Raw genomic sequence first — 24,156 nt, forward strand, 5'->3', positions numbered from 1 at the left:
ATATTGTTATAGGACAGACCTGCCTTCTCCGAGATGAGCTGGAATAAAGATGTTTAATAACTCATTCAATCTTCTGTACTTTTCCTTCTCGATTAACACAACCAATAGGTTCGGATCAATATCTGAAAAGAAGAATCTTTTCTTACTTCCGTATTTCAATAATAATATTGAGAAAATCTCAAATACGCGTATATCCAACCAATCATCATTGACATTCAAATCGAATTTATAGCCTTGGCCATTGACTTTAAAGGAAATCCAGGCGCATTTATTCTCAAGGTCTATAAAATCATTAATGTGATCTAGTGAAAAATCATTTTTTGTCATTTCAGCTATACGCCGAATCACCCGAACGTAATCTCCATTATCTTCAATACATTCTCTATCCAAATACCAAACGTCATCACTTGGAAATAAAAAACGTTTGTCATTTGACACGATTTCAGATCCTAATGTTGTCAGTAATAAAAAATATGGTTTTATCTTATATTCTTTCTTATTAAAATCCAAACAATCATTTATATTAATACCTTCTTTTAAGCCGATTCCAATACCAAGAAAGTCATTTAATTGCTGTTCAATTGAAATACCATTCCTCTTCTTTAGCCATCTAAACACAGGAGTCTTCACCTTTTCATTAGGTTCTGCAATCTGAATCTGCTTCCCGAATCCCATCTGGTGGACCTAGGAGCCGTTGGCTCCGAAGCGTGAATACATTGTTAGGTGAAATTCTATCTTTTCTTCGATTTTGCCCACAAAAAAATCTGCAATCGTTATTGCAGACGTAGTAGTTCAAGGTTGTATAGATTTATATTAAATTTGGGAAATCAGCGTATGGCTTGCACCTGTATCAATTACAATATCCTTAGCGGTCTTACTTCGTCCATTAAATGTGATCTTTAATTCTGTAAGAAGGAGGCCCTCTCTAAACTCAATCTTCATAAATATTTCCTCAATCCAATGTTCTTGCGATTCTTAACTATAATTTGATCTTTCGAAGCATGATAAACGAGAGTCCTGTTCTTACTATTCAATAATTCCTTTGTCGCATCATCATCTTTGACAGGTCCGATTAATGCAATTTCGTCGATTATTTCATTATTGTCTTGCTCATATGAATGCAAAATTTCAAACTTAACAAATTGGTCCGGATAAATACTTTGAACTTCGTTCCACTTCACGTTGGATACCTCCAAACGTTTTCTTCTATTTATCATTTATTGTTTCTAAAATCGCAGGTGTGTCCGCCCTGAGTCATCTCCCTCGAAATTCAACTGGCTGACCGAGGGGGCTGAGGCCCCGAAGCGTGAATATGGTGTTATACGAAGGCCCACGCATCCTGCATTACTTACAAATCAGTATTAATTCATTCAAATCTATTACTCCTCTTGCCTTTAACAAAAAGTCCATTCCAATAATCCCATCAATATTTATCCCGTAATTCATGGTTCCTATATCAACTTGAAAGTCTTCAATCTTGTATCCATTTACTTCCAATGCATCAACTGTCTTAAAAAAGACGAATTCGCTTCCACCTACTCCGCTGATTGTTCCTAGAACATCTTCTAATTCCACCGTCAATCCGATCTCTTCAACTACATCCAATTTCAAGATCGTACTTGATGAACCAGTATCTATAAGTACTCGTTGTAATCTGATGCTTTGATTGTTGTAGTAAACTGTAATTTCAATGAAAGGCAAATCACTATCCGATAGTTCAATTGCTGTATTCATATCCGAACTCCCAACCACTTACGCTCAATGATTTCTAACTCATTCTTGCTGGTATGAGCCACGTAAAGCTCTCGATTTGGTTCTGTCTTATGGATTTGTTTATATTCATTTAACGCATCTTTGCCTTCAACGAATTGATTAATCACAGCTATTCGGTCTACAATTCTTCTGCCATTGTCCGAATGGGCTTCAATTGCTTCAAAAAGTACCCATTGATCTGGAAAATGATTTCTAAGTGTTTCCCAATTCATGGACCCACCTCGTTTCTTGAGCTTATAAAAAATTATACCATATCTTGAATTTTCAGCTCTTGTGAACTTTCGTATAACGTTGTTGTCTTCTCGACGTCCCACCGACTTAGGGCGACGAAGTCACCGGGCGCTATGCGCTTAGTCGGTGTGAATGTGCCAGGCTGCTTCGACTTCTCCGAAATACCGCTGCCAGACCGAAGGGGCTTGTCCCCCCGATACGTGAACACCGTGTTAGGTGAAGCTTAGGCTTCTAGAATTACTCATCAAATCTCTTTCTATTTCCATTCACCATTATTTCAATGCTTATTTGATTTAATGTTCCTGAGAAACCTGTCCCGTTTCTCTGCTTACCTTCAAATTGTGTACCGAGATTTACTCGACTGTGTGGACTTATTGACACCGTTCTTTCTTCAATTTCAATATCAGCATCATTATTTTTCATTATTGGTTTTACAACTATTGATTTTTCTTTCCCATAATTATAAAAAGTGAAAGTGCAATTCGCTTTTACAACTGTTTCAACTGTTTGAAAATTACAACGCCCATCCTTTACATCAATAGAGTTAATCCCACTTGCATTATGCTTTGCTAAAAACATAATTTTTTCAATAAGGATCGGATAAATAAATGTAAACGCAAAACACCCAATAATTATTCTACTTAGAATCTTAGGATATTTGGAACGATAATGCCTAACAGTACCGACTACTCCGATAATTAGTAATACAAAACCAAGTAAAGCCGTTATATGTAAACCACTCTGTTCTTTACTTGTCCATGGAGAAACTCCTAGAACTTCAAACAATCTATCACCAAGTGAGTAATCCAAATGAAGCTTAGTTAAAAATATTAACGAGAATACAACCACGATAGGATAAGCAATTCTTTTCCACTTCAGTGTTAATCCCCCCCCCCCCCCCAAATGGATTTTCTATATTTCACTGAACGTTAACGTATGCATAAGGTCGAGAGACCGCCGGCGTTTGCGCAGTTAATCTCAAAGGTGTGTCCGCCTGATTCGCTTCCCTGAATTCCATCTGGCAGTCCAAGGTGCCGGAGACTCCGAAGCGTGAATATTTTGTTATACGAAGGAACGTGCTTTTTTATTGAACTGCTAAAATAGTTCTTTATTTAAATTCCAAAATGTATTACACATTGATTATTTTTAATTGCTGTTTCTGTTACTTCAATTAATTTGTTTAAAGATTCAACCAATTCAATCTTGTTGAAAGAAATTTTTTCGTAAAAGCCTGTTTCGGAGTCTGCATTCCAACCGTAGTCCCCAGTTAAAATAATTTCGTTAGGAGCATTATTAAATAGATTCTTCCATGATGAAATTATTCGTATGAACGTATCAAGGCTTTCCATATCCTTAATAATTGTGTATCCATATCGATCAAGTCCGTTTCCCGGAAAAGAACTAGTAGGACCTTTAGATTTGATCCATTCAAGGGAGTCATTGAAATAGTTTAGTAAATCATCATCAATTGATGCCTGCGGCGAAACCACAATGCCATTTATCACCACTCTGTGTTCATTCCATGAAACATCCGCTATAGAAATATTTTCATCACCAACAATGAATTCATGATATGGCACATTAAAAATCCCTTCAGGTTCTTTCGTATAACGTTCCCTTATTCACGACGCCGAGAGGCTTAAGGCTCCGCAGGAGCCGGCTGCGCGCCAGCGCGTTAGCCTCGCAGATGTGTCCGCCGGATTCCGCTTCCTCGGATTCCAACACCCAGAGGGCAACACCCCGAAGCATGAATACATTGTTACATGGCGTACCACACTTGTTGAAGCACATTCAATGTTTATAGCTTTAAAATTCTTTGTTTGCATTTCTAGTTTTACTCTCTGCAAAGGAAAGTATGTTATCCAATGTAAAGAATAGGTAGTAAGTAATTATTCCATATAGAATGTGATTTTGATTAATATTAAATCCAACAAGAAGTAAAATAACTAATATTAGCAACAAAATGATGATGCTCAAAGCAATTGACATGATCATTCTCTTCCATATATTTCGAGTTGCTAAAGATAATTTCTCAACTAAGTATGACGTTGGAAATGAAATAAAGAATGAAACAGAAAAAAATATAAAATAAACGGGGAAAAATATCACAATAAATTCATTAGGAAAGGATATTAATATCATCGCCACTGTCATAATCAATGATGTAATAAATAGACTTATTAACTTGCTTACGATGCTTCCTGAATTCATTTATTTCTTCTCCGTTCAAGTGGTATTTCAGATAACGTTCCCGTATTCACGACGCCTATAGGCTTAAGGTCGCGTGGCGACGGATCCGACAGGGCTTAGCCTCGTGGGTGTGTCCTACATCCACTTCGTGAAAATCCTCGGGCGGACCGAAGATCGACGAAGACGATCCGAATCGTTGGCGACTTCGAAGCAATTCTTAATAAGTTTTACTTCTTTAATAAGGTTTTATTATATATTTCAATTATCGTTGCATAGCCAACAAGCCTACTGCCCTCTTGAATTTGTATTTCCTTTCCTTCCCATAAGCATTCCGGGTATGCCTCAGGTGTGATAAACCTTATAGTTCCTATGACTGTTTCCCCCGGATTAACGCTTTCACGTTCATACATATGAATACCTGAAGTAAGATAATGATCTTTTACCGAATGGGCTGGTCGATATCCTGAAAAAGCAGGTTTAGATCTACCGCCCTTTTCTGGAGTCAAAAAAGTAATTTTTGCCTTTACATCAGGTTCTTCGTTCATAAGAGTTCACCCAGGTTTATGATAAATTTGATTTTATAACTTTTTGATTCACCAATGGCACGTAACGTTCCGCATTCACTACGCCGAAAGGCTTAAGTCGCAATGCGACCGCTGCGTGCCAGCGCAGTTAGCCTCGCAGGTGTGTCCGCCTGATTCGCTTCCCTGAAATTCATCTGCGGATCGAGAGCCGCTAGGCTCCGACGAGTGAATATATTGTTATGTGAAGTTCTATCTCTTCTATGAGAAACTCTCTATTCTCTTGATTACAATGGTGGCATTTCTGTTATTAAGTAGAATTCTTCTTATTATCTTGTTTGTTATTTTGCTTCAATATCTTCTCCTTAATTTCTAATTTCATAGTTTCCGAGGGGTATATTTGTTTATCAGGAAAATCACTCAAGCTTGTTCCCCATTGGTATGCGTAAAATTTAGGAGATCGTTTAATAAATTCAATTAGCAAGTGATCTATTGTGGGATTTATGGAATTTTGAATATGCATCATATACTTATCAAATATTTGCAATAGAGCGATTCCATGTTGCTTTGCATATTCCGTTGCACCACTTTGAAAACCTGATGTAGAGATTAATATCCCTTTGTGTGCACCTAAACTTCGTACTTTGTCAGCTAAAACCACAATCTTTTCACGTTCCACTGGTCTTTTATAACGCTTGCACTCAATTATTACTTTAAAGTCTACAGATAAAGCCACAAACTCAGCGACTATATCAATCTGGTATTCTCCATCATGGGTTCGAACCTTTTGGTTATGAAGTATTTTGAAGTCTTTAAGTGCTTCAGCTTCAGCATACGCTTCTAATATTTCTACGCAATACTTTTCAAATTCTAAAGCAGAAATACTCGCGACAAACTCACGGTATGGGTTGATAATTGCCACCTCATGTTCTGCAGTAACGAACTCTACTCATGAAGTTCCTTTTTGTGCTTTTAAAATATATCTTTTTGGCGGACCCACTTCTTGTTCAGCTTCAAAGTAAGCAAGGTTATTTCCATGCCCAACACCCAACAGCTGATATAAAGCTTCTTTCAATGGCAGCTTTTTCCCATCAATTTCAGGGTTAGAAGATCTAACGTAAGCTTCACTGATCGGGCTATTTTTCTTTATGAATTCCTATACCCATAAGACATCAGAGTTGTATTTCTCTATTTCCTTCATGAATTCCCGTTTTAATAAGTTCTCATAATGATGGGCAAATCTACTAAGAGCATGTTTGCGCTTCTTTGAAGAATGCAATTCAAATAGTAATCTGGATCTAATTTCTCTTCGACAAAACAAATCTACAAAATCAATTTCTTTTGTTTGTCCATCACGACACCGTCTTTAACCGCGTGAATATATAGTCAGAAGTCTTCGGCTTCCTAAGTTCCAATCATTTTTCGTGTATTCGTTATCCGGTTTGTTATCTCCTTTACTTCTTGCCTCGTCTTGACAATAATGATTTTCTTTTGATCTTTGAAGGCGTTGAGTTGTCCCAAAACTGTTGCTCGAGTTCTTTTTTTGTAATTCCAAACCGCATTTAATAAAAGTCCAATCCAGTTTCTCACGGCATTCTTCATTTAAATCTGGCCTCGTCTTAGCGTGATATCATATTCTTCGTTTAATGATTCTGTATAAACACAACCATCGAGACAAATCTAAAAAGATTACTGTATCTGCACGCTTTAATCTTAAATCCAAGGTTCTTGTATAATTGCCATCCATAATCCATTGTTCTTGGTTGGTAGCCTCTATAACAAAATTATCCCATTCCTCATTTGGAGTTGGGACCCAGTTGGGTTTCCAATAATACTTATCTAAATGAATAACGGGAAGTTTTAATTCTTCACTGATTCGCTGGGAAAGCGTAGACTTTCCAGATCCAGCGGAACCTATAATTAATATTCTGTTCAATTCAGTTCTCCTGCTTTCAGTATTTCGATGAATTCTTCATGCTTCGGACAGATCTACAACTGGCTACTCGATCACAATCGACGTCTTCGTCGAAAGGTTTTCCAGGCCATGATCGATGCTGCGGCGACGAGTATTAAAGCGGATACATATAAGAAAAGATTGAGAGACGGCATGCTTCCTCCATAGGCGGTTCCGCTTAACGCGTTGGCTTCCATCGCGGCCGTTCCGAGAATCGCGACGGATTCATCGGCTGATGCCCGCATATTGCCGCTGCACAGATTCGTTTGGAGCATCCGATTCTCGTCATAATGAGCGAAGATGAGGTAAGATTGGTTTTTGCTGAACGAGACTCCGCAGGAAGCTGATCCTCCTCCTAGCGCTTGAATCGTGATTCGTTTGGTTGAGACGCCTTTCCAGGCGCGTTGAACGTCAAAGGCATATTCTCTTGTTGCGCCTGAACGCAATATGCTCGGTAAGCCCTTATGAATCACTTTGCCGACGAACACGGCTGCGGCGCCGTCCAGTCTCTCCTGCGTGCTCTTATCGGCGCAGCTGCAGGCGAATGCTCTATCAGTTGGAAAGGAGAAGAGTCCGACTGCAACCAAGCTTATAAGCAGCAAAATGGAGATGTAACGCTTCATCAGTTGCCTCCTTTGCCTTCGATTAATATTACCTCCGTTATATCACATTTAGTAAATTAAGGGAACCGAAGCATAGGCTTGATTGCATCGTCGCCACAACGCAAAAAAGAGCGACCCGCATCGCGCGGATCGCTCCAAATGAAAGCTGAATTACGATGTCCTACGGCCTCCCTGCCGCACGGCTGCGACGCCATTGCCGGTAGAGCGCGGCTGTGCCAAAGCATATGGCAAGACTGATCGCGCCGCCGGTCAGATCGACGAGCACGTCTTGATAGGTCGGCGTGCGCGCCGGCGAATAGCGTTGGTTCCACTCGTCCAGAATCGCGACGATCCCGACGACGGCCAGCGACAGCGCAGCCGCAGCCGGCGGGCGCAGGCGGAACAAGCTCAGCACGAGCGCGGTTACTGCCGCCAGCACGCCGTAGACGAACAAGTGCGCGCTTTTGCGAAAGGCGAATTCGATCATGCCGTACGGATTGATGTCGCGGCGATACTCCTTGCCATCGTAGTGAATATCCACGCCCGGCAGCAGTCGCTCGGCCGTCTCGTAAGACAAAGTACGATTGAGCAGCGGCTGGATCGTCTGCTTACTGTAGGGCTGCGAAGACAGCTTAAAAATGACGATGACGACGCAGCACAGGAGGGCAAGCGCGATCAGGCGCCTCCAACTGATTTTGTCGGTCATGATGCCGTTCCCCTTTCTGCGGTTAGACCTGCCCCGCTTCGGCGAGGCTGCCGAGCAAATCGCCGCGGCGCTCCAAGTAATCGATCAGGGCGGCGACGGATTCGCCGGCCGGCGCAAGCTGCGTATCGATCGTCAGCTCCGGCCGTTCGGGCACGTCGTACGGCGCTCCGATCCCCGTGAAGCTCGGGATTAAACCGCTGCGCGCCTTCTTGTACAGCCCCTTCGGATCCCGCCGCTCGCACTCTTCGAGGGAGCAACGGACGTAAACCTCGGCGAAGTCTCCCTCCTCGAACATAGCTCTGACCATCCCGCGGTCTTCGCCGTTCGGGGAGACGAGCGCCGCCAGCACGACGGTGCCCGCCTCGACGAACAGCTTGGACACTTCGCCGACTCTTCTTAAATTTTCCCGCCGGTCGCCCTCCGAGAAGCCGAGGTCGCGGCATAGTCCATGACGGACATTGTCGCCGTCCAACACCAGGCAGGCGATGCCCCGATCATGCAGCTCTCTTTCCAACGCAAAGGCGAGCGTGGACTTGCCCGATCCCGGCAGCCCCGTAAACCAAAGCACGCGACCTGAATGCCCGTTCTTGCGCTCCCGGTCCGCGCGCGTCACGCCTGAGCGCTGCCAGGTGACCTGACCGACCGGTGCAGCGCCTCGTCCGCCAGACGTGCCGGCAGCGCCTGCTGCATTATCGTTCGCTTGCATGCGAATCCCTCCCGTAGTTAACCGCGTGCGGTCCGGTGCGCGGTCGCGTTTATCTGACGCCTGCCGGCCATTCGATGACGCCGTCGCTCAAACGTCCGTCCGGCGCACCCACAGGACCGTCTTCCCGAACGATCGCCTCTCCCTGCTCCATGACGACGACTTGATCCGCTCCCCGGATCGTCGACAGGCGGTGCGCGATGACGACGATCGTCATCTTTCCTTTGAGCCGATCGATCGCCTCCTGAATACGAGCCTCGTTCTCGGTATCGAGCGCGCTGGTCGCTTCGTCCAGCACGAGGATCGAAGGCTTCCTGAGGATCGCCCGCGCCAGCACGAGCCGCTGCCGTTCGCCGCCCGACAGACGGACGCCTCGGTCGCCGACGACCGTATCCAGCCCTTCGGGCAAACGCCGCACAAAATCTTCAGAAGCCGAGAAACGCAGCGCCTCCCAGAGCTCCGTCTCGCTCGCGTCCGGGCGTACGGCCAGCAGATTGTCCCGAATGCTCTCGTGAAACAAAAACGGCTCCTGCGCTACATAGCTCACCGCATGACGCAAAGCGAGACGCCGTTCGCCCGTTACCGGGAGACCGTCGATCAGCACCGATCCGCGCTCGGGCTCGAGCAGGCCCATCAAGAGGTCGACGAGCGTGCTCTTGCCCGCGCCCGACTTGCCGACGATGGCCGTCATTTTGCCTGCCGGTATGCGAAGGCATACGTCACGCAGCGCATAATCCGCGTCTGCGTCGCCGGCGTATTTGAAGTAGACGTGACGGCACTCGATCCCCGTCTTCACGTCGAGCCCCGTCGCCCGATCGCCGGCTTCGTCGGCTCCCGATTCCCGGGCTTCGGCGCATTCGCGCTCAAGCTCGCGCAAGCTGCGGAACGCGGGAATCGCGGAGCCGATCTGCTCCGCGTTCGATTGGATCTGCGCGAAGCGGGGCCACAGCCGCGCGAACAGCACGACGATGAGCAGGAGCTCGCCCGCGCCGACGTGGAGCATTTCAACGGCGAGGTACACGAACAAGGCGATCAGCGCCGCAGAAGAGGTCTTGTACAAGCTCGACGTCGTCGCCTGGAGCCGCGCGAAGGCGATGAAGTTCGCCTCCATCCGCCCGGTCAGCCCGCGGAACCAGCCGAGATACGAATCCTCCAGTCGGTTGCTCTTAATATCCTTGATGCCGTTGAAATGATCGGTCAAACCCGCATAGTATTGCTGCGACAGCTCGCTCGTGCGGTTGCCGACCTCCTTGGCCCGCCGGATCTTGCGGCGCATGACGAACGCGATCGCCGCACCGCTCACGAGCACGACCGCCGTCAGCTTCGCCGACAGCCAGAAGGCGATCCCGATCTGGATGACGGTAAACGCGACCGAGGAAGCAAGCTGCAAAAACAGGTAAGTCGCCTGGCTGACCCGCGCCAGCTCGGAGGTGAGCAGGTGATGGAAGTCGGACCGCCGGCGACGCAGAAAAAAGATCCAGTCGGAGCGCATGAGCGACGCATACAGCGAGAGGCGCAGATGCCGGATGAAGCCCTGCTGCAGCCGGGTGCCGCGGATGCTTTGCGCCCGCTGCAGCAGCGACTGCAGCGTCACGATCAGCACGTAAGCGGCAAGCAGGACGGGCAGCGCCAGATTCGAGGGCAGCTCGCGCAGCGCGGCCAGCGCCTCGCCGGCGAACGGGAGGCTGCCGGTGCCGCCTGCGCCGTCGCCGAGCAGGCCAAGCAGTCCGAGCATCGGCGCGAGCATGTAGATGCCGATGCCGTCGAACAGGCCGAGCGCGACCATCGCGGCGAACTGGGCGTACAGGCGCATCCCCGCGTAGCTGCGCAGCCGGTTCAAGTAAAACCGCAGTTCGTTCATCGCCTCACCCCGCCCTCAAGTCTCTTGACGTACCTGCCTCCACAACCAGACGAACGGCCGCAGCGGAAAATATAAAAAATACAAAGAGCGCGGCAGCGGCAGCGCTTTGGTGTCCCGGAAGCTCGGATAGAGCCGGCTGATCGCATAGCCCCATTTTTGACGCGTCGTCTTCAGCTCGAACAAATAGCGCTTGTACACCCGGGACACTTCGCCTGCGCTGGGATCGGTCGTCAGCACGACGGTATCGCGGATGAAGCCGAGCGCGCGATCCGCCAGCGCAGGCCCGCGGCCTCTCGCGAGGATACGGCCGATCTCGCCCGGAATCGGCGTATGCAATAGCCCCGATGCGAGCACGAGCGCCTGGCCCGCGTGATCGAGCGCGCGGTATCGCCGAAGCAGCGGGACGATCGCGTCCCAATCCAAGCCGCGGCCGACCATGCGGTCGATGTCGGTCAGCCACCGCAGCCGGAACCAGCCGTGCCGCGCGCCGTGCGTAACGAGGTACATGAACAGATGCGCATCGCCCGGCATGAAGATCGCATCCGACAGCGCGCACGCTTGCCGATCCCGCCACAGCGCCTCGAACGACGGCTCCTTGCCGTTTTCGCCGTTCAGTCGCCAATGCACCTCCACCTGGATGCGCGTTTCATGATTCGTAAAGGAGACGTGGTGGATTTTCCACTTCCAGTCGCCCAGTCCGCGCGGAATCGGTTCGTCCGCCTCGTAGCCGAGCTCGACCAACAGACGCTCCGCCTTCTCCAGGTCGCCGACCGGGATGAGAATGTCCAGGTCCTTGGACGTCCGCAGCGAAATGTCCCCGTACAGCTGCCGGGCGAGCGCCGGACCTTTAAGCGCCAATGAACGCACGCCCCGTTCGCCCAGCGACCTGCAAAGCCGGTCCAATTCGCCGCTCAGCCGGAGCATGCGCCAAGTATTTTGCCGGCAATCGCCGCCCAGGGCTTGCAGGACATCGGACGGAATCAAGCCGGCGCCGTCCCGGTCCCCGCGGATCTGCGGATAGACCCGATGGTGGCGGACCAGCTTCACGAATTGATTCCAATCGATGTTCGGCAACGGAGGCTCCTGCTGCGCCTTCTCCTCCCGCGCGGCCTCGCTCCGCAGCGCCGCGAGCATCGCGGTCAGCTCCCGGGGAAATGCGGTCGTATTAAGCTCGTAAGTTTGACTCATGCCTCGCACCTTCTATCTTTTCAGTCGAATAGTCCGTGCCGAATACCGCCACCGTCGTGAACAATCGCCGCTCTCCCGCGCCCGTCAGATAGACCGGACCGCTGCGGAGCCAGGCATGGGCAATGAGATTGCCCTGCTTGTCCTTGGCCGTGCCGAGATACAGCGTGCTGTCCATGCTCCGCCGCTCCAGCATTTTTTTGGCCGCGAGCGCCTGCACGAGACATTGGCTCTCCCAGAACGTATGGCGGCTCATCGTTCGCACCGCTTCCGAGATGCTTCGAACGACACGCTCGGCGTTCAAGTCGTGCACATGCGGCGTCTCCACCATCGGCCTGCCGAGCTTCGGCGCGAGCCGGCTGAACGGCAGCGCCTTCAAGATTCGCGCCCAAGCCAGGTACAAAAGCGCCTCCAGCATGAGCCGCCGCCGCGCGGCAGGCCATGCCATGAATTTTCTGAGGCCCCGCATCAGGACGGACGCAGCTCGATCAACGATTCGCGATACATTTGCCTTAGAAAAGCAAGCGCCTCGCGTTCGCACGTCGCCCGTTCTACCTCGTATTCCGAGGCGAGCGCGTCGACCAGCCGGCCGAGGGCGATCGGTTCGGCGATGAGCTCCCAGATCCGCCCGCCGACGGCTCCGAGATTGTAGTACTTGCCCGTGCGCGTGCTGAACATCACCTTCTCGCCGTTCATGTCGCTGGCCATGTTGCCCTCTGCCCGTACGACGATCTGCTCCGTATCTTGCGCGTTCGTCAATCCTGCTTCGATCATACCGTTGCGCCTCCCTTGTCGAATCGTATGATGTGTTCTGCGAGCTGGCGGGCCGTAAAGCCCGCGGACGGTCTGAACAGCCGGGCGACCGTAATGCCCGACGCGATGCCCGATGCCGCGCGGAAATGCCAATCCACGAGGCCGAGCCGGGGAATCAGCGCCTGCCTGTACGTATGCTGCAGCATGACGCGCAGCCGTTCGAGCACCGGCAGCGCGCCGACGCCGATCCGCTCGCCGTCCGACTCCGACCGCCCCAGCTCGAACACGCCTGCCAGCGGCACTGGCTCCGAGCCGAAGCGCCCTTCGACCGGCACGGCGAATTTCTCGGTTTCCCTGTAGATGGTGCGATACGGGGAAGCCTGCATGCCGAGACCGTCGAGGCTTTCCCGCCACAGCTTCTGCTGCGGGTAGGCGGGCATGACATACGGCTTGCCGTCCACGCCGGCCGTGACCGCGACGACGTCGTCGCTGAGCAGACGATGTCCCATGGCGACCAGCGCGGCGGCGAGCGTCGACTTGCCCGCGCCCGAATCGCCGACGAAGGCATACGCCCTGCCGTCAACGACGACCGCGCTGCCGTGCAGCGGCAGCAGTCCGCGCAGCAGGAGCAGCGCGCCGAAGCAGGTACCGAGCAGGTACACGCGAACCTTCTCCGGATCGGCCCCGGGCAGCGGCGCGACCGCGATATGCCGGCCTTCGTCAATGCAGTAGACGGCCGTGTCGGGGATGAGGAACAGGAAGCGGCTGCCTTCGCGCGTCAGCGAGAAGTTGCTGCCCGTCGCTTCGAGCTCCTCCCGAAGCGGCGCCGGATCGGCCGTGCCGATCGTGACGTCCGGCGCTCCTGCCGTACGACCAACGCCTGCCGGCGGCAGTTCGGGCAGCGGAATCGCGCTCGCCATGTCGAGACCGAACGCCCTGTATACCGCTGCTGTCTGCGTTCGTTCGGCCAAAGCCGCATCGATCATCGAAATCGCTCCTTTTTTCGTAAAATGGGATAACTATTTCGACCGCTAACGCGGGTATGGCCAATGTTTAAATTTTGTCGCCGTAGGTAGCAGCGGAATAACCGCTAACCGTCATTCTAGATATACTCTTGTACCGCCAACAGCGGATGTCACCTGAAACTATCGATCTACGTGCACACTTGCACCGCCAACAGCGGATGTTACCTGAAACTATCGATCTACGTGCACACTTGCACCGCCAACAGCGGATGTCACTTGAAACTATCGATCTACGTGCACACGTGCACCGCCAACAGCGGATGTGCTGCTAGACCTGTCCATTCACGTTCATGCTTGTTGCAACTCTCGTTGCGGCCAAGGCCGTGACGCATGGTTAAAGAAGTCCTTATACAGCCCTGTCAGGGACTGTATAAGGACACTTTGGGATAAAAAACGGATTCAGCTCGGGGTGTAGATGTCCATGTCTTCGGTCGTGACGAAGTCGATGTTCGTCATGCCTTTGCCGTACATCGTCTCGCTGACGTTCAGCGTTTCGAGCTCGGGCGTTTGCCATTGTTGCTTTGCCATTGTGCGTTCACCTCCTTTCAAAGGCGGGCCGGCGCCCGCAGGCGCGGCTCGCGCCGCCGAATCGTCAAGCGTGCCGCTTGATGAATCTGTACAAGATCACGCTGCGCAGGAGCAGCCTCATCTCCGGGTGAAAAGCGAGCTCGGGTCGCGGCTCCCGCCCGATGCCCGCCGCGGCCGCACGGATCCGGTCGACGTGCAGGTAGCCGGCGACCGCCGAATCGTCGCAGAGCCGGCGCAGCTCGTCGAGCAGGCGCGGCCACATCGGCGCCGCCCGGTAGATCCAATCCGCGCCCTGGACGCCCCGGATCCGCTGATTGAGCCGGACCTCGTCGGGCAGCACGGACTTCGTCGCCCGGCGAATCAAGGCGCGGTCCATGCCGTCCCGCACGTACTGCTCGACCGGCACCGAGAGGCAGAAGCGCACGACCCGCAGGTCGCAGGTCGGATCCCGCTCCCAGACGCCGTACCGCAGCGACAGCTTGGTCGCCGTCGCGCCGTTCTTGTTCGCGGCGGCGAGGCTTGCGAGCTTCTCCCGGCGCACCGCGAACGGATCGGCCGCCGCGCCGGATCGGCCGCCGCGCGCACCGCGGCCAAAGCCTTGGCCGTAGCGGCCATTCCCGGCGGCGCCTGCTCCGCCATCGCCGCCCCGCAGCTTTGCGAATACGCCTGTACGCTGCGCAAAATCGGGATGGATGAGCATCGCCGGCAGATCCGGCTCATCCCCGCCCCGCCTGGCGCCCGAGAGCGCCGGGAAGGCCAGCTTGCCCAGCGTCGACAGCAGCCGGCGACGTCCGATGCCCTTATTCGCGCCGAACATCCGCAGCTCGCGAGACAGCCGCATCCACTTCATGCGCTTCAGCAGCTGCGCATAGTAGTCAAGGGCCGGGCCCCACGAGACGGTGAAGTTGCCCCTTGCGCCGGTGAGCAGAATGCCCGCTCCCCGACTGCCCGCGCGCTCGTGGATGCCTTTCAGCCAATACGAGTTTTCAAAAAACTTGTAGGGCGACTCCAGCAGGTCGATCCATTCGTCCACTTCGGTCAGCGGGCTGATGCCCTCGAAGTCCATGTACGAAGCCTCGATATTGCCGACATGGCGGACCGTCGCCGCGATATACGGCCGCTCGTCCGCTGCCGCGTGGCCCGGCGTCCAATCGGCAAAGCCGCTGGACGGCACGCTGCTGTAAGCCTGGAGCGTCTTGCCCTCCCGCTGCAATTCCCGAGCCGCGAACCCCGCGACCGCGCCGGAGTCGAGGCCGCCGCTCAGCGTCGCCGCGACCTCGCGATGCGTGCGCAGCCTGGCCCGGACGGCTTCGCCGAAGATGTCGCGCATCGCCTCCTCGTACTCTCCGTCCGACCCGAGCCGCAGCGGCTCGGTCGGCTCGATCGAGCCGTAGGATTCGATGCGGGCCCGTCCGTCCGCGAAGACGACTGCATGCCCCGGCGGCACCTGCCGGATGCCGACATACGGCGTCGCTCCGGGGTCGGTCGATTCGAACATCTCGGGAATCGCCATGAACTCGGCGAGCCATGCCTCGTCCAGCCGGCCGTCCGTATCAGGCAGCGCCAGCAGCGGCGTCATCGTCGTGGCGAACGCCAGACGGCCGGCCCCGATGTGATAGTAGAGCGAGCGGCTGCCGAACAGGTCTCGCGCGCCGAACAGCTCTCTGCGCGTCTCGTCCCAGATCATGAACGCGAAGTCGCCGATCAGATGAGACGGGGCTAAGCGTCCCCATCTGCGGTAAGCGAGCACGATCAGCTCGCCGTCCGTTATCATCTCCCGGCGCCCCGCCGGCACCTCGAGCTTCGCGAACAGCTCACCGCGGTTGTCGAGGATCGCGTCTGCGACGATTCGCAGCCCCTCGACAGCCGAACCACCGTCCGGCATCCGCTCGCCCACCGATTCCGGCGTAATCCAGCGGATGCGGCAGCCGAGGAACGCCGGCCCGCCGCGCCACGTACGAGCGTCGTCCGCCACGTAATGCGCCATCGCGTCCATCATCCGCTCGCCGTCCGCCGCCTGCGCCTCCCCGCCGTCGAAGCGCACGATCCCCGCCAGCGCGCTCATTTCTTCCCTCCGCCGGCCATATAAGCCGATGCGAACCGGGACAGGCGCCTGCCAAACGGGATGGCCGACTTCAGCCAATCCGCCTTCCGCTTCATGGCGCCGAGCTGTGCGCGGAGCTGCCGCTGCTCCCGGATGCCCGCTTCGAGCCGCATTTCCAGCGCGCGGACGGTCATCTGCAGCTGGTGTACGCGAGCGTCCGGCGTGCGAGCCTGCCGTGTCTCGACCGCCATCGCCGCGTCGACGCCGCTTGCAGGCACAGCCTCTCCTGCCGATGCCTTGATCTCGCCGCCCGCCGAGCCTCTCGCCATGCCACCCGACATGCCGCCCGCCGCGCTTCGCATCCCATACCCCGGCTCCCAGCGGCACCCGGTCGCTTCCAGCAGCTGCCGCTCCCTCAGCGCCAGCAGCGTCTCGTCCGGCTCGCGCTCGAACCGGGCGCCGGTCCAGCGCTCCGCCTCGGCCAGCGCCTCGCCGTAGCCGAGCGCCTCGAACGTCCTTGCCCCGAGCAGGCGAACGTACAGCTCCGCCTCCCGCTTCGTCAGCGCGTCCTTCCACGAACCGACCGCGTTCGTGTGCGGCGCCGCATGGTCCGCGACGTTCGGATCGCCGACGCCCATGCTGAAGTACAGCTCGGACTTCGCCGTGCCCATCCGCTCGCCATACCGCTCCATGCCCTCCTCGTAAGAGATACCGAGGAAATCGCATACGCCGGCCAACTCCCCGGCCGGATCTGCGACCAGCTCCTCGTAGCGCAGCCGATAGGCGTACGGATCGGTCTCAGCAAAGTATCGCATGTAGCGCATGAGCCCGATCGTGAGATCCGCGGCCTTGATGTCGAACGCGGAGCCCGTCAGCAGTCCCGCGAGATCCGCGGCGCCGCCGCGCGAAGCGCCGAGCTTCTTGTACGAAGCGAGTACGTCGAGCGGATTGCGCAGCAGCCAGATTCGCTTGGACTGCGGGAACAGCGCGTCGAGGAACTCCAGCAGATAATAGTACCTCGGCGATTTGTCGACGACGATGTCCGCGCCTTCGCCGCCGCGCAGCAAGCCGTTGTAAGCCTCGACCGCGAACGCCCGGCAGGCGTCCGCGAATGCGTCTTCGGGCAGCACGCCGCCGAAAAAACGCTCAAGAATCGCCCCGCCGCCGTACGCCCGCCGCTGCGCCGCCTTCAGATCGAGCAGGCTCATCAGAAACCACATTTCCTGCGCGGCGTACACCCGGCTATGATTTTGCAGCATGACCGTCGCCAGGGAGCTGCCGCTCCGCGGCGTGCACAGCAGGAATACGAGGTTGTTGCCGCTTGCGTCGACCATCCGGGGCGCCTCCTTCACTTCTTGTTAAAATCGTAGTAATACTTCGGCCGCTGGCCGAGCATGATCCGGTAGATGTCGTCGTTCGTCGCCTTCGCCGCCGTCAGATAGTCCTTGTACGGCCGGTCCGCGACGTTGACGAGACCCGAGTTGTAATGCTCGCCCCACTGGCCCTGCCAGTGGCGGCCGAGGCCCGCCTGGTCCACGTAGTTGAACACGTTCGCTCCGACGACGTAAGGCAGCGTCGCGACGCCCTCCACGTAGTTGCGGTACCGGATGCCGCGCTGGGCCTGGTTCGCCGCCGCGTTTTGAATGAGCGGCGCGAGCCCCTGCTCGGCCGTGCCGTAGCCGAACTCGCTCATCATGATCGGCTTGCCAGCCTTGGCGTACAGATCGGCCAGCAGCTCGGTCTCGACTTTGTGCGAGTAGTAATTCAGGCTGATGACGTCGACGTATTTGCCTTCGGCCGCGGCGAGCATGCCGCGCAGCTTCGAGTCGCGGAACGCCGTCACGGTCCACCGGTCGCCGAGCAGCAGATGATGCGAATCGTACTTGCGGTACAGCTTGGCGACGGTGCCGTAGAACCGGTCGAGATACTCCGCGAACAGCCCGTTCATATCGCTCCAGGCAGTCTTCGTGTCGACCGGCAGCTTCGCTTCCTTCAGGCTGTCGAACGAAGCGAAGTTCGTCCCCCAGGCTTTGTTGAACAAGGCGATCGTGCCGTACTTCGACGCCAGGCGCTGCACGAGCCGCCCTTTGATCGCCGCCTTGCTCGCCTTGAGGCCCGGCACCACCTGATAGAACTTGTGAAAATCGTACTCGTTGCCGATGAAGTAGCCGACGAGCATCGGGTCGTCCTTGTACGGCGCGACGGCCTGGGCGAACGCCTGGTCGAGCTTCGTCTCCGCACCCGGCGCGTAAATGTCGAAGAACTTCAGGCCGTTGATCTTCGCCCAGCTCATGGAATCCAGCGGCAGCATGCGCATGTAAGGGAACAGCCCCTCTTCGCCGTACTTCTCCGGCGAGAAGCCGCCGATGCCGTTGAAGCCCCACTTTTCCAGCCTTCCGATCGCTTCCATATAAATGTCGTGCTCCGTCGGGAACACGCCGGTCTTGCGGTACTTGTTGGCGACATAATACGAGAAGCTGTCCGTCCCGAGCCAGGCCGGCTTGTACTCCCCCGCATAGGGCGGCACCGATTCGTACAGCGTCTCTCTGCCCTTCACGAGCGAATACGTCTCGTTGGCCGTCACGCCGTTGACCGCTAGACTGAAGTACAGATTGCCGGTCGGCGTCGTCATGACCGGGCGGCCGTTCAGCCGCTGGATCGCGAAGTAGCCGGTCGCCTTGAAGCCGTACTTATCCTTGCTGCCGGCCAGCCCGCCGTAATCGTCGCGTCCAGCCGGCGGCTGGAGGCTCTCATAATAGGCCTTGTCCGCCTTCGCGTCCGCCGCCAGCTGCGACTCGGATGTCACCTTGCCCGCGAAGCTCGCATCCTCCATCTGGCCGAACCGGTCGAGCTGCACCTCGTCGCTCGCATTGATCGCGTAGCTGCGGACGGGGCTCGGCAGCAGCCCCTCCTTGACCGCGTAGGCTTCCAGCCTAACGTACCCGTGCAGCGCGATCGGCGCCGTATACGGCAGGAAATCCTTGCCGTCGTTCAGCCGGTAGTAAAGACGCGCCCCGTCGGTCTCCGTCGCAAGCGCCGCGAGTATCCCGCCCTTCGTCTTCGTCGTCGCCAGCGACGCGGAAGCCGTATTCAGGTTGATCGCCACGCTCGATACTTGCGGGGTCCAGGCTTTGCTCTTGCCCGTCATCTCGATTTTCAGGAAGCGCGTGCCTTCCGGCAGCGCCATGTTCTCGTAAGCGTACGGCTGCCAGTTTTTAACCGGGTTGCCGGACGGGTACCCAAGCGCCGGGACCTCGCTGTACGTCACGTCGTCGGAGGAGGCGTAGAACTTCAGCTTGCTAAGCGGAAGCCCGGCAAAATAGTAGCTGCTGACCGAAAAGGAAGTCATGTCGTATTCGGTCTTGTAAAGGAGCACGCCCGCCCCTGTCGTGGAGCGGACCGCCCGACGGCCGTCGCCGCCGTAGTAAGCGGGATTGTCGGTCGCCGTGTAGACGTTGGCGCGGACGGCGGTCAGACCGAAGTCGTCCAGCTTGTCCTCGATGCCCTTGGGCGGCGCGGCAAGCGGATAGGGCGTATACGCGTACGTCGACACGCCGCTCGTCTCCTTTGCCGGTCCGCTTGCAGGATCCGCCGACGTCGCCTTCAGCACCGTCTCGTCGGCAATCGCGATCGGCGCCCCGTACTGCAGACGCGTCTTCGACGTACGCGGGTCGCTGCCGTCCGTCGTGTAGTAGACGGCTTCGCCTTCCTCCTTCGGACTGAGCAGGACCATGCTGCCGTACAAGACGGCTCCGGACGGCTTGCTGGCTCCGGCTCCGGCGTCCGCGTCGTCGTTCAGCACGACCTCGCCGATCTCCGGCGAAACTCCTGCGCCGCCGCCCTCGAACACGATCTTCAAAAACTGCGTGCCGACGGGAAAGCCTCGCGACGCATAGGTCACGGTCGGCGGCTTCCCCGGCTCCTCGTGAACGTCCGGCGTCACGCTCCGATACGACTTGCCGTCAGCCGAGATCAGGAATTGCAGGTCGCCGCCATCGCCGGCGCCCGGCTTGCCGCCGTACGTTTGAACCGCGAACGAGCGCAGACCGCCTTTGGTCTTGTAGACGAGCGCCTCGCCCGCCTCGCCGCTCGGCGCGACGCGGGTGGCGTCCTGTCCGCCGGCCGCGACCGTTCGCAGCGCCAGCGTGTCGGAATGTCCGTACGTCCGCTCCCAATCGGCCAGGTCGTCGACCTCGATCTCGTAGCTGCCCGGGCTGTCTCCGTGCGAGTGCGAAGGCAGCACGACGACGAGCATGCCGTAAGCCAGGAGCCAGATCGCTTTTCTTTTCATGATGACGAAGCTCCTTTTGCCCTGCTTTTAGTACTGGAGGATCGGCATCTCTTCTCTGACGCCCTGATTCAGGCTCGGGCGGCCGATCGAGTAATAGACAAAAGCCGTACCGGCAAGATCCGCTTCCTTGAACACGTTGCGCCCGTCGATGAGGATCGGCCGGCGCATCGTCTCTTGCAGGACGCGCAGATCGGTGCCCGCAAACTCCTCCCACTCGGTGAGCAGGCACAGCGCGTCCGCGCCGCTCGCCGCTTCGAGCGCGCCTTCGCACCAGACGACGCCGCCGTCGCCGAACAGGCCGCGGAAGCTCGGCGTCGCGATCGGATCGTACGCCCGCACGATCACGCCGTTATCGACCAGATGACGGATGATCTCGAGCGCCGGTGATTCGCGCACGTCGTCGGTGTTGGGCTTGAACGACAGCCCCCACACCGCGACCGTCTTGCCGCGCAGCTCGCCGCCGAAAATCGTCTCGAGCTTGTTGACGATGCGCATGCGCTGGTCCTGATTGACCTCGACGACCGAGCGCAGCAGCTTGAACTCGTACTCGACATGGCCGGCGATCTGGATGAGCGCCCGCGTATCCTTCGGGAAGCACGAGCCGCCGTAGCCGATGCCCGCGTTCAGGAAAGCGGTGCCGATGCGCCGGTCGAGCCCCATGCCCGCCGCGACCTCCGACACGTCCGCGCCGACCTTCTCGCAGATGTTGGCGATCTCGTTGATGAACGAGATCTTGGTCGCGAGAAAGGCGTTCGAGGCGTACTTCAGCATCTCCGCGCTGCGGATGTCCGTCACCATGACCTGCTTGGTCAGCGGCCGGTGCAGCTCGGCGATCCGCTCGGCAGCGGCCGGCGAATCGGCGCCGATGACGACCCGGTCGGGCTCCAGCGTGTCGCGCACGGCCGAGCCTTCGCGCAGAAATTCGGGCAGCGACACGCTGTCGAACGGCACGTCGGTTCTGGCGCGAATCAGCTCGCGCACCCGCTCGTTCGTGCCGACGGGGACGGTGCTCTTGACGGCGACGATGGCGTAGCCGGTGAGCGCGTCTCCGATCTCGGCCGCCGCAGCGTCGATGTAGGACAGGTCGGCCTGGCCGCCAGGCAGCGGCGGCGTGCCGACCGCGATGATGACGAGGTCGGTTCCGCGCACGGCTTCCGCCAGATCGTGCGTGTAGCGCAGCTTGCCGGCCGCGACGTTTTTCCGCGACAGCTCCTCAAGCTCCGGTTCGTAGATCGGGATGCCGCCGCCCTGGAGCGTGGCGATCTTGTAAGGATCCTTGTCGACGCAGACGACCGTAGATCCAAGCTCGGCGTAACAGATGCCCGACACGAGTCCGACGTAGCCGGTGCCGATTACCGCGATTTTCAAATGGATCCCTCCTGTGTCTCGCAAAGTTCCATAATATCCGCCCAGGCCATCTCCAGCCGGACGATGTCCTCTTCGATCAGCAGCGTCCCGCTCTGGACCTCGATGATCTCGAGATCCTGCTCCGCGCGCACGCTGTGCATGCTCTCCTTCGGAATCCGGATCACGTCGCCGGCGGCCACGGACGAGATCTTGCCGTTCAGGACGAACGTGCCGCTGCCGGACATCACGGTCCATACCTCGTCCCGCAGGCTGTGGTACTGATAGCTGAGATTGCGTCCCGCTGCGATCGTAATCCGCTTGGTCAGCACCTCGCGTCCGTCCGGATATACCGCATAATCCAGCACGCGGTACCGGCCCCAGCGCCGCTCCTCGTACATCGGACGCGGGTCCGTCGAACCCAGCAGGTCCTTCACCATGGGGCTAAGCGCCTTGTCCGCGACGAGGATGCCGTCCGGGCTCGCCGCCACGATGACGTCGGACAGGCCGAGCACCGCGATCGGAACGTCCAGCTCGTTGATGACGTGCGCGCCTTGCGTTTGCGCCGAGATCGTGCCTTTGCCTGTGAGCGGTTCGGATATTTCCTCGGTGAGCGTATTCCAGGTGCCGAGATCCTTCCAGTCGCCCGCATAGCGAACGGCCGCGATCTTGTTCGCCTTCTCGACGACCTCGTAGTCGAAGCTGATCTTCGGCAGCGCTTCGTAGCGTCTCGCCATCTCCTCGTGCTGGATCGGCAGCTCGTGGGCGATCAGGATATTGATGAGAAAATCGAGCTTGAACGCGAATACGCCGCAATTCCAGAGCGCGCCTTCGGCGATCATCCGCTCGGCCTCTTCCTTTGCCGGTTTCTCGCGGAACCCGCGTACGGTCATGAACGGCTCGCCGCCTTCATGCGCGCCGGCAGCCGTGCCGGCGCTCCCGTCTTCCTCTGCGACGCCCGATCCGGGCACGATGTATCCGTACTTCTCGGACGGATACGTCGGCTGCACGCCGACGAGCGCCAGATCCGCGCCGGAAGCGTCCAGCGCGCGTTCGAGCTTCGCGAGTTCCGCGAAAAACCGGCCATCGACGTAAGGGTCGACCGGCATGACGACGATCGTCTCGGACAGGCTCACGCCCTCCATCGCGTACAGATGCGTCGCCGCGAGCGCGATCGCAGGGAACGTGTCCCTGCGCGACGGCTCTGCGATCAGCCTGACGTCGCTGCCGAGCTGGCCGTACAGAATCTCGACCTGCGACTTGCCCGTCGCCACGTAAGCATGATCTTGCAGCCCGGCGTCCCCGAGCTGCCGCCATACCCGCTGGATCATCGATTCGGGCCGGCCGGCCGGATCCTTCAGCACCTTCAGAAACTGCTTCGAGCGGGAATCGTTCGACAGCGGCCAGAGCCGCTTGCCCGATCCGCCGGACAAAAGCACGATTTTCATGCCATCCCTCCGCTCTGCTTGTTATTCGGCTCGGCAGCAAGCCTCGCCGACGCGATGCTCTGCGTCCAGCAGCGATAGTAGCGGCCGTTTTTGCCGTACGCGTTGTCGTACAGGACGTTCGGCTTGTCCATGAGGCAGGACAGAATATGGCCGTGAAGCCGCGACGTCTGCACGGTGCGGTACTGCGCGAACCGTTCGACCGCCTTGCTCACGAGCCGATCCGAATACTTGATCCAGAACTTCCCGACCGGCAGCTTGCCCTTGGAGATGCGCATCACCTTGCCGATCGCGCGGATCGACCGATGCTCCGTACGGCTGTACAGCGTCGACCAATCGAGATCGTCGCCGGCGCCTTCGACGGGCAGTCCGTCCTGTCCTTCCGTCTTCTCGATGTCGGTGCGCATGAAGCGGAGCAGCTCCCTCGCCGGCTGGCCTCCGCCGCGGATCGGCCACAGCTGGTGCGCCATATCCGGGGACAGGTAGACGCCGCAGCGGTGGAACTTATCCTTCGCCATATCCAGCGACAGCGTATCGCGCACGAACAGGTGCACGTCCTTGTGACGGTTCAGAATGGCGGGGGTCCGGTCGAACTCCCGCACGTCCTTGTAGTGGATCGTCTGCGGCAGGATGACGACCCGGTTGTTCGGATAGCCCGCCACGACCCGCTCGCGCAGCTTCTGGTGCACGGGGTATAGATCGCCGAAGTTGCCGCCGCCCTGCAGCACGAGGATATGATCCTTCGGCACGCTCAATCCGTCCGGGAAGTCGAATGCGCTGTATCTCGCCCGCACCCGAATTCCGTTTTCCCGGAAGAACGCTTCCGTCCCTTTCATGATAAGCAGGTCCCCCCCGTTGGAATAAACGGGATAGTCGATATAATAGATGTTCGAGCCCGGCGGAATGACGTCCAGTATGAGTTTCAGCCGGTTTTTGAGCTCATCCATCGGGTGAGCCGGTAAGGTCGCGATCTCCATCCGTTTGTCTCCTTCGCGCTTGT

General features: G+C 56.5%; 25 protein-coding genes. All 25 read right to left on the minus strand.

Annotation, left to right across the window (positions count from 1 at the left end):
- Positions 1-6: 6 nt before the first annotated feature.
- The gene (locus KVT38_RS20230) at positions 7-618 is read right to left on the minus strand and encodes a hypothetical protein (protein WP_217595554.1); all 612 of its coding nucleotides are present in this window, start codon (positions 616-618) and stop codon (positions 7-9) included.
- 320 nt (positions 619-938) lie between these two features.
- Positions 939-1,181: a hypothetical protein gene (locus tag KVT38_RS20235; RefSeq protein WP_217595555.1), complete on the minus strand. Its 243-nt coding sequence runs from the start codon at positions 1,179-1,181 to the stop codon at positions 939-941.
- A 163-nt stretch (positions 1,182-1,344) separates the two neighbouring features.
- Positions 1,345-1,734, minus strand: coding sequence for a retropepsin-like aspartic protease (locus KVT38_RS20240; protein ID WP_217595556.1), 390 nt, complete (start codon positions 1,732-1,734; stop codon positions 1,345-1,347).
- Complete coding sequence (locus KVT38_RS20245) at positions 1,731-1,985, minus strand: hypothetical protein (protein WP_217595557.1); 255 nt, start codon at positions 1,983-1,985, stop codon at positions 1,731-1,733. Before KVT38_RS20245 ends, KVT38_RS20240 begins: the two co-directional genes overlap by 4 nt.
- A gap of 256 nt (positions 1,986-2,241) precedes the next feature.
- On the minus strand, positions 2,242-2,853 hold the full coding sequence (locus tag KVT38_RS20250) for a hypothetical protein (RefSeq protein WP_217595558.1): 612 nt from the start codon (positions 2,851-2,853) through the stop codon (positions 2,242-2,244).
- Positions 2,854-3,116: 263 nt separating this feature from the next.
- On the minus strand, positions 3,117-3,584 hold the full coding sequence (locus tag KVT38_RS20255; RefSeq protein WP_217595559.1) for a hypothetical protein: 468 nt from the start codon (positions 3,582-3,584) through the stop codon (positions 3,117-3,119).
- Between the two features lie 837 nt (positions 3,585-4,421).
- Positions 4,422-4,739 (minus strand): hypothetical protein, encoded by a 318-nt coding sequence (locus KVT38_RS20260; RefSeq protein ID WP_217595560.1) that lies wholly within the window; start codon positions 4,737-4,739, stop codon positions 4,422-4,424.
- A gap of 286 nt (positions 4,740-5,025) precedes the next feature.
- Positions 5,026-5,637, minus strand: coding sequence for a restriction endonuclease (locus KVT38_RS20265; protein ID WP_217595561.1), 612 nt, complete (start codon positions 5,635-5,637; stop codon positions 5,026-5,028).
- A 27-nt stretch (positions 5,638-5,664) separates the two neighbouring features.
- Positions 5,665-5,790: a hypothetical protein gene (locus tag KVT38_RS35255; RefSeq protein ID WP_256454884.1), complete on the minus strand. Its 126-nt coding sequence runs from the start codon at positions 5,788-5,790 to the stop codon at positions 5,665-5,667.
- Between the two features lie 555 nt (positions 5,791-6,345).
- A complete protein-coding gene (locus KVT38_RS35410; protein WP_306795338.1) occupies positions 6,346-6,651 on the minus strand; it encodes an AAA family ATPase in 306 nt (101 codons plus the stop codon).
- 71 nt (positions 6,652-6,722) lie between these two features.
- Complete coding sequence (locus KVT38_RS20280) at positions 6,723-7,292, minus strand: hypothetical protein (RefSeq protein ID WP_217595562.1); 570 nt, start codon at positions 7,290-7,292, stop codon at positions 6,723-6,725.
- A gap of 160 nt (positions 7,293-7,452) precedes the next feature.
- Positions 7,453-7,977, minus strand: coding sequence for a VanZ family protein (locus KVT38_RS20285; RefSeq protein ID WP_217595563.1), 525 nt, complete (start codon positions 7,975-7,977; stop codon positions 7,453-7,455).
- Between the two features lie 22 nt (positions 7,978-7,999).
- A complete protein-coding gene (gene cysC / locus KVT38_RS20290; RefSeq protein WP_217595564.1) occupies positions 8,000-8,683 on the minus strand; it encodes an adenylyl-sulfate kinase in 684 nt (227 codons plus the stop codon).
- A gap of 49 nt (positions 8,684-8,732) precedes the next feature.
- Positions 8,733-10,541, minus strand: coding sequence for an ABC transporter ATP-binding protein (locus KVT38_RS20295; protein WP_217595565.1), 1,809 nt, complete (start codon positions 10,539-10,541; stop codon positions 8,733-8,735).
- 15 nt (positions 10,542-10,556) lie between these two features.
- Positions 10,557-11,729 carry a nucleotidyltransferase domain-containing protein gene (locus KVT38_RS20300; RefSeq protein ID WP_217595566.1) on the minus strand — a complete coding sequence of 391 codons (1,173 nt, stop codon included), beginning with the start codon at positions 11,727-11,729 and terminating at the stop codon, positions 10,557-10,559.
- Positions 11,707-12,174: a lasso peptide biosynthesis B2 protein gene (locus tag KVT38_RS20305; RefSeq protein WP_254639374.1), complete on the minus strand. Its 468-nt coding sequence runs from the start codon at positions 12,172-12,174 to the stop codon at positions 11,707-11,709. Before KVT38_RS20305 ends, KVT38_RS20300 begins: the two co-directional genes overlap by 23 nt.
- Before the next feature lie 20 nt (positions 12,175-12,194).
- Positions 12,195-12,500: a lasso peptide biosynthesis PqqD family chaperone gene (locus KVT38_RS20310; protein ID WP_217595568.1), complete on the minus strand. Its 306-nt coding sequence runs from the start codon at positions 12,498-12,500 to the stop codon at positions 12,195-12,197.
- Positions 12,497-13,465, minus strand: a complete 969-nt coding sequence (locus tag KVT38_RS20315) for an aldolase (protein ID WP_217595569.1) — start codon at positions 13,463-13,465, stop codon at positions 12,497-12,499. The genes KVT38_RS20310 and KVT38_RS20315 overlap by 4 nt, the downstream gene beginning before the upstream one ends.
- Before the next feature lie 438 nt (positions 13,466-13,903).
- Complete coding sequence (locus KVT38_RS20320; RefSeq protein ID WP_110468926.1) at positions 13,904-14,032, minus strand: paeninodin family lasso peptide; 129 nt, start codon at positions 14,030-14,032, stop codon at positions 13,904-13,906.
- A gap of 64 nt (positions 14,033-14,096) precedes the next feature.
- Positions 14,097-16,097: an asparagine synthase-related protein gene (locus tag KVT38_RS20325; RefSeq protein WP_217595570.1), complete on the minus strand. Its 2,001-nt coding sequence runs from the start codon at positions 16,095-16,097 to the stop codon at positions 14,097-14,099.
- Positions 16,094-17,410, minus strand: a complete 1,317-nt coding sequence (locus tag KVT38_RS20330; RefSeq protein ID WP_217595571.1) for a sulfotransferase family protein — start codon at positions 17,408-17,410, stop codon at positions 16,094-16,096. The genes KVT38_RS20325 and KVT38_RS20330 overlap by 4 nt, the downstream gene beginning before the upstream one ends.
- A gap of 14 nt (positions 17,411-17,424) precedes the next feature.
- Positions 17,425-20,367: an FN3 associated domain-containing protein gene (locus KVT38_RS20335; protein ID WP_217595572.1), complete on the minus strand. Its 2,943-nt coding sequence runs from the start codon at positions 20,365-20,367 to the stop codon at positions 17,425-17,427.
- 27 nt (positions 20,368-20,394) lie between these two features.
- Positions 20,395-21,735 (minus strand): UDP-glucose dehydrogenase family protein, encoded by a 1,341-nt coding sequence (locus tag KVT38_RS20340; RefSeq protein WP_217595573.1) that lies wholly within the window; start codon positions 21,733-21,735, stop codon positions 20,395-20,397.
- Positions 21,732-23,159, minus strand: coding sequence for a sugar phosphate nucleotidyltransferase (locus tag KVT38_RS20345; RefSeq protein WP_217595574.1), 1,428 nt, complete (start codon positions 23,157-23,159; stop codon positions 21,732-21,734). The genes KVT38_RS20340 and KVT38_RS20345 overlap by 4 nt, the downstream gene beginning before the upstream one ends.
- Positions 23,156-24,133 (minus strand): polysaccharide pyruvyl transferase family protein, encoded by a 978-nt coding sequence (locus tag KVT38_RS20350; protein ID WP_217595575.1) that lies wholly within the window; start codon positions 24,131-24,133, stop codon positions 23,156-23,158. The genes KVT38_RS20345 and KVT38_RS20350 overlap by 4 nt, the downstream gene beginning before the upstream one ends.
- Positions 24,134-24,156 lie beyond the last annotated feature (23 nt).

The sequence above is a fragment of the Cohnella sp. GbtcB17 genome (assembly GCF_019091135.1).
In the GTDB taxonomy this organism is placed as follows: Bacteria; Bacillota; Bacilli; order Paenibacillales; family Paenibacillaceae; genus Cohnella.

Bases quoted from the DNA above. Each gene is read 5' to 3' on its own strand.
- KVT38_RS20240 (WP_217595556.1), bottom strand. From the start codon at position 1,734: ATGAATACAGCAATTGAACTATCGGATAGTGATTTGCCTTTCATTGAA.
- KVT38_RS20245 (WP_217595557.1), bottom strand. From the start codon at position 1,985: ATGAATTGGGAAACACTTAGAAATCATTTTCCAGATCAATGGGTACTT.
- KVT38_RS20260 (WP_217595560.1), bottom strand. From the start codon at position 4,739: ATGAACGAAGAACCTGATGTAAAGGCAAAAATTACTTTTTTGACTCCA.
- KVT38_RS20280 (WP_217595562.1), bottom strand. From the start codon at position 7,292: ATGAAGCGTTACATCTCCATTTTGCTGCTTATAAGCTTGGTTGCAGTC.
- KVT38_RS20285 (WP_217595563.1), bottom strand. From the start codon at position 7,977: ATGACCGACAAAATCAGTTGGAGGCGCCTGATCGCGCTTGCCCTCCTG.
- cysC (WP_217595564.1), bottom strand. From the start codon at position 8,683: ATGCAAGCGAACGATAATGCAGCAGGCGCTGCCGGCACGTCTGGCGGA.
- KVT38_RS20295 (WP_217595565.1), bottom strand. From the start codon at position 10,541: ATGAACGAACTGCGGTTTTACTTGAACCGGCTGCGCAGCTACGCGGGG.
- KVT38_RS20300 (WP_217595566.1), bottom strand. From the start codon at position 11,729: ATGAGTCAAACTTACGAGCTTAATACGACCGCATTTCCCCGGGAGCTG.
- KVT38_RS20305 (WP_254639374.1), bottom strand. From the start codon at position 12,174: ATGGCATGGCCTGCCGCGCGGCGGCGGCTCATGCTGGAGGCGCTTTTG.
- KVT38_RS20310 (WP_217595568.1), bottom strand. From the start codon at position 12,500: ATGATCGAAGCAGGATTGACGAACGCGCAAGATACGGAGCAGATCGTC.
- KVT38_RS20315 (WP_217595569.1), bottom strand. From the start codon at position 13,465: ATGATCGATGCGGCTTTGGCCGAACGAACGCAGACAGCAGCGGTATAC.
- KVT38_RS20320 (WP_110468926.1), bottom strand. From the start codon at position 14,032: ATGGCAAAGCAACAATGGCAAACGCCCGAGCTCGAAACGCTGAACGTC.
- KVT38_RS20325 (WP_217595570.1), bottom strand. From the start codon at position 16,097: ATGAGCGCGCTGGCGGGGATCGTGCGCTTCGACGGCGGGGAGGCGCAG.
- KVT38_RS20330 (WP_217595571.1), bottom strand. From the start codon at position 17,410: ATGGTCGACGCAAGCGGCAACAACCTCGTATTCCTGCTGTGCACGCCG.
- KVT38_RS20335 (WP_217595572.1), bottom strand. From the start codon at position 20,367: ATGAAAAGAAAAGCGATCTGGCTCCTGGCTTACGGCATGCTCGTCGTC.
- KVT38_RS20345 (WP_217595574.1), bottom strand. From the start codon at position 23,159: ATGAAAATCGTGCTTTTGTCCGGCGGATCGGGCAAGCGGCTCTGGCCG.
- KVT38_RS20350 (WP_217595575.1), bottom strand. From the start codon at position 24,133: ATGGAGATCGCGACCTTACCGGCTCACCCGATGGATGAGCTCAAAAAC.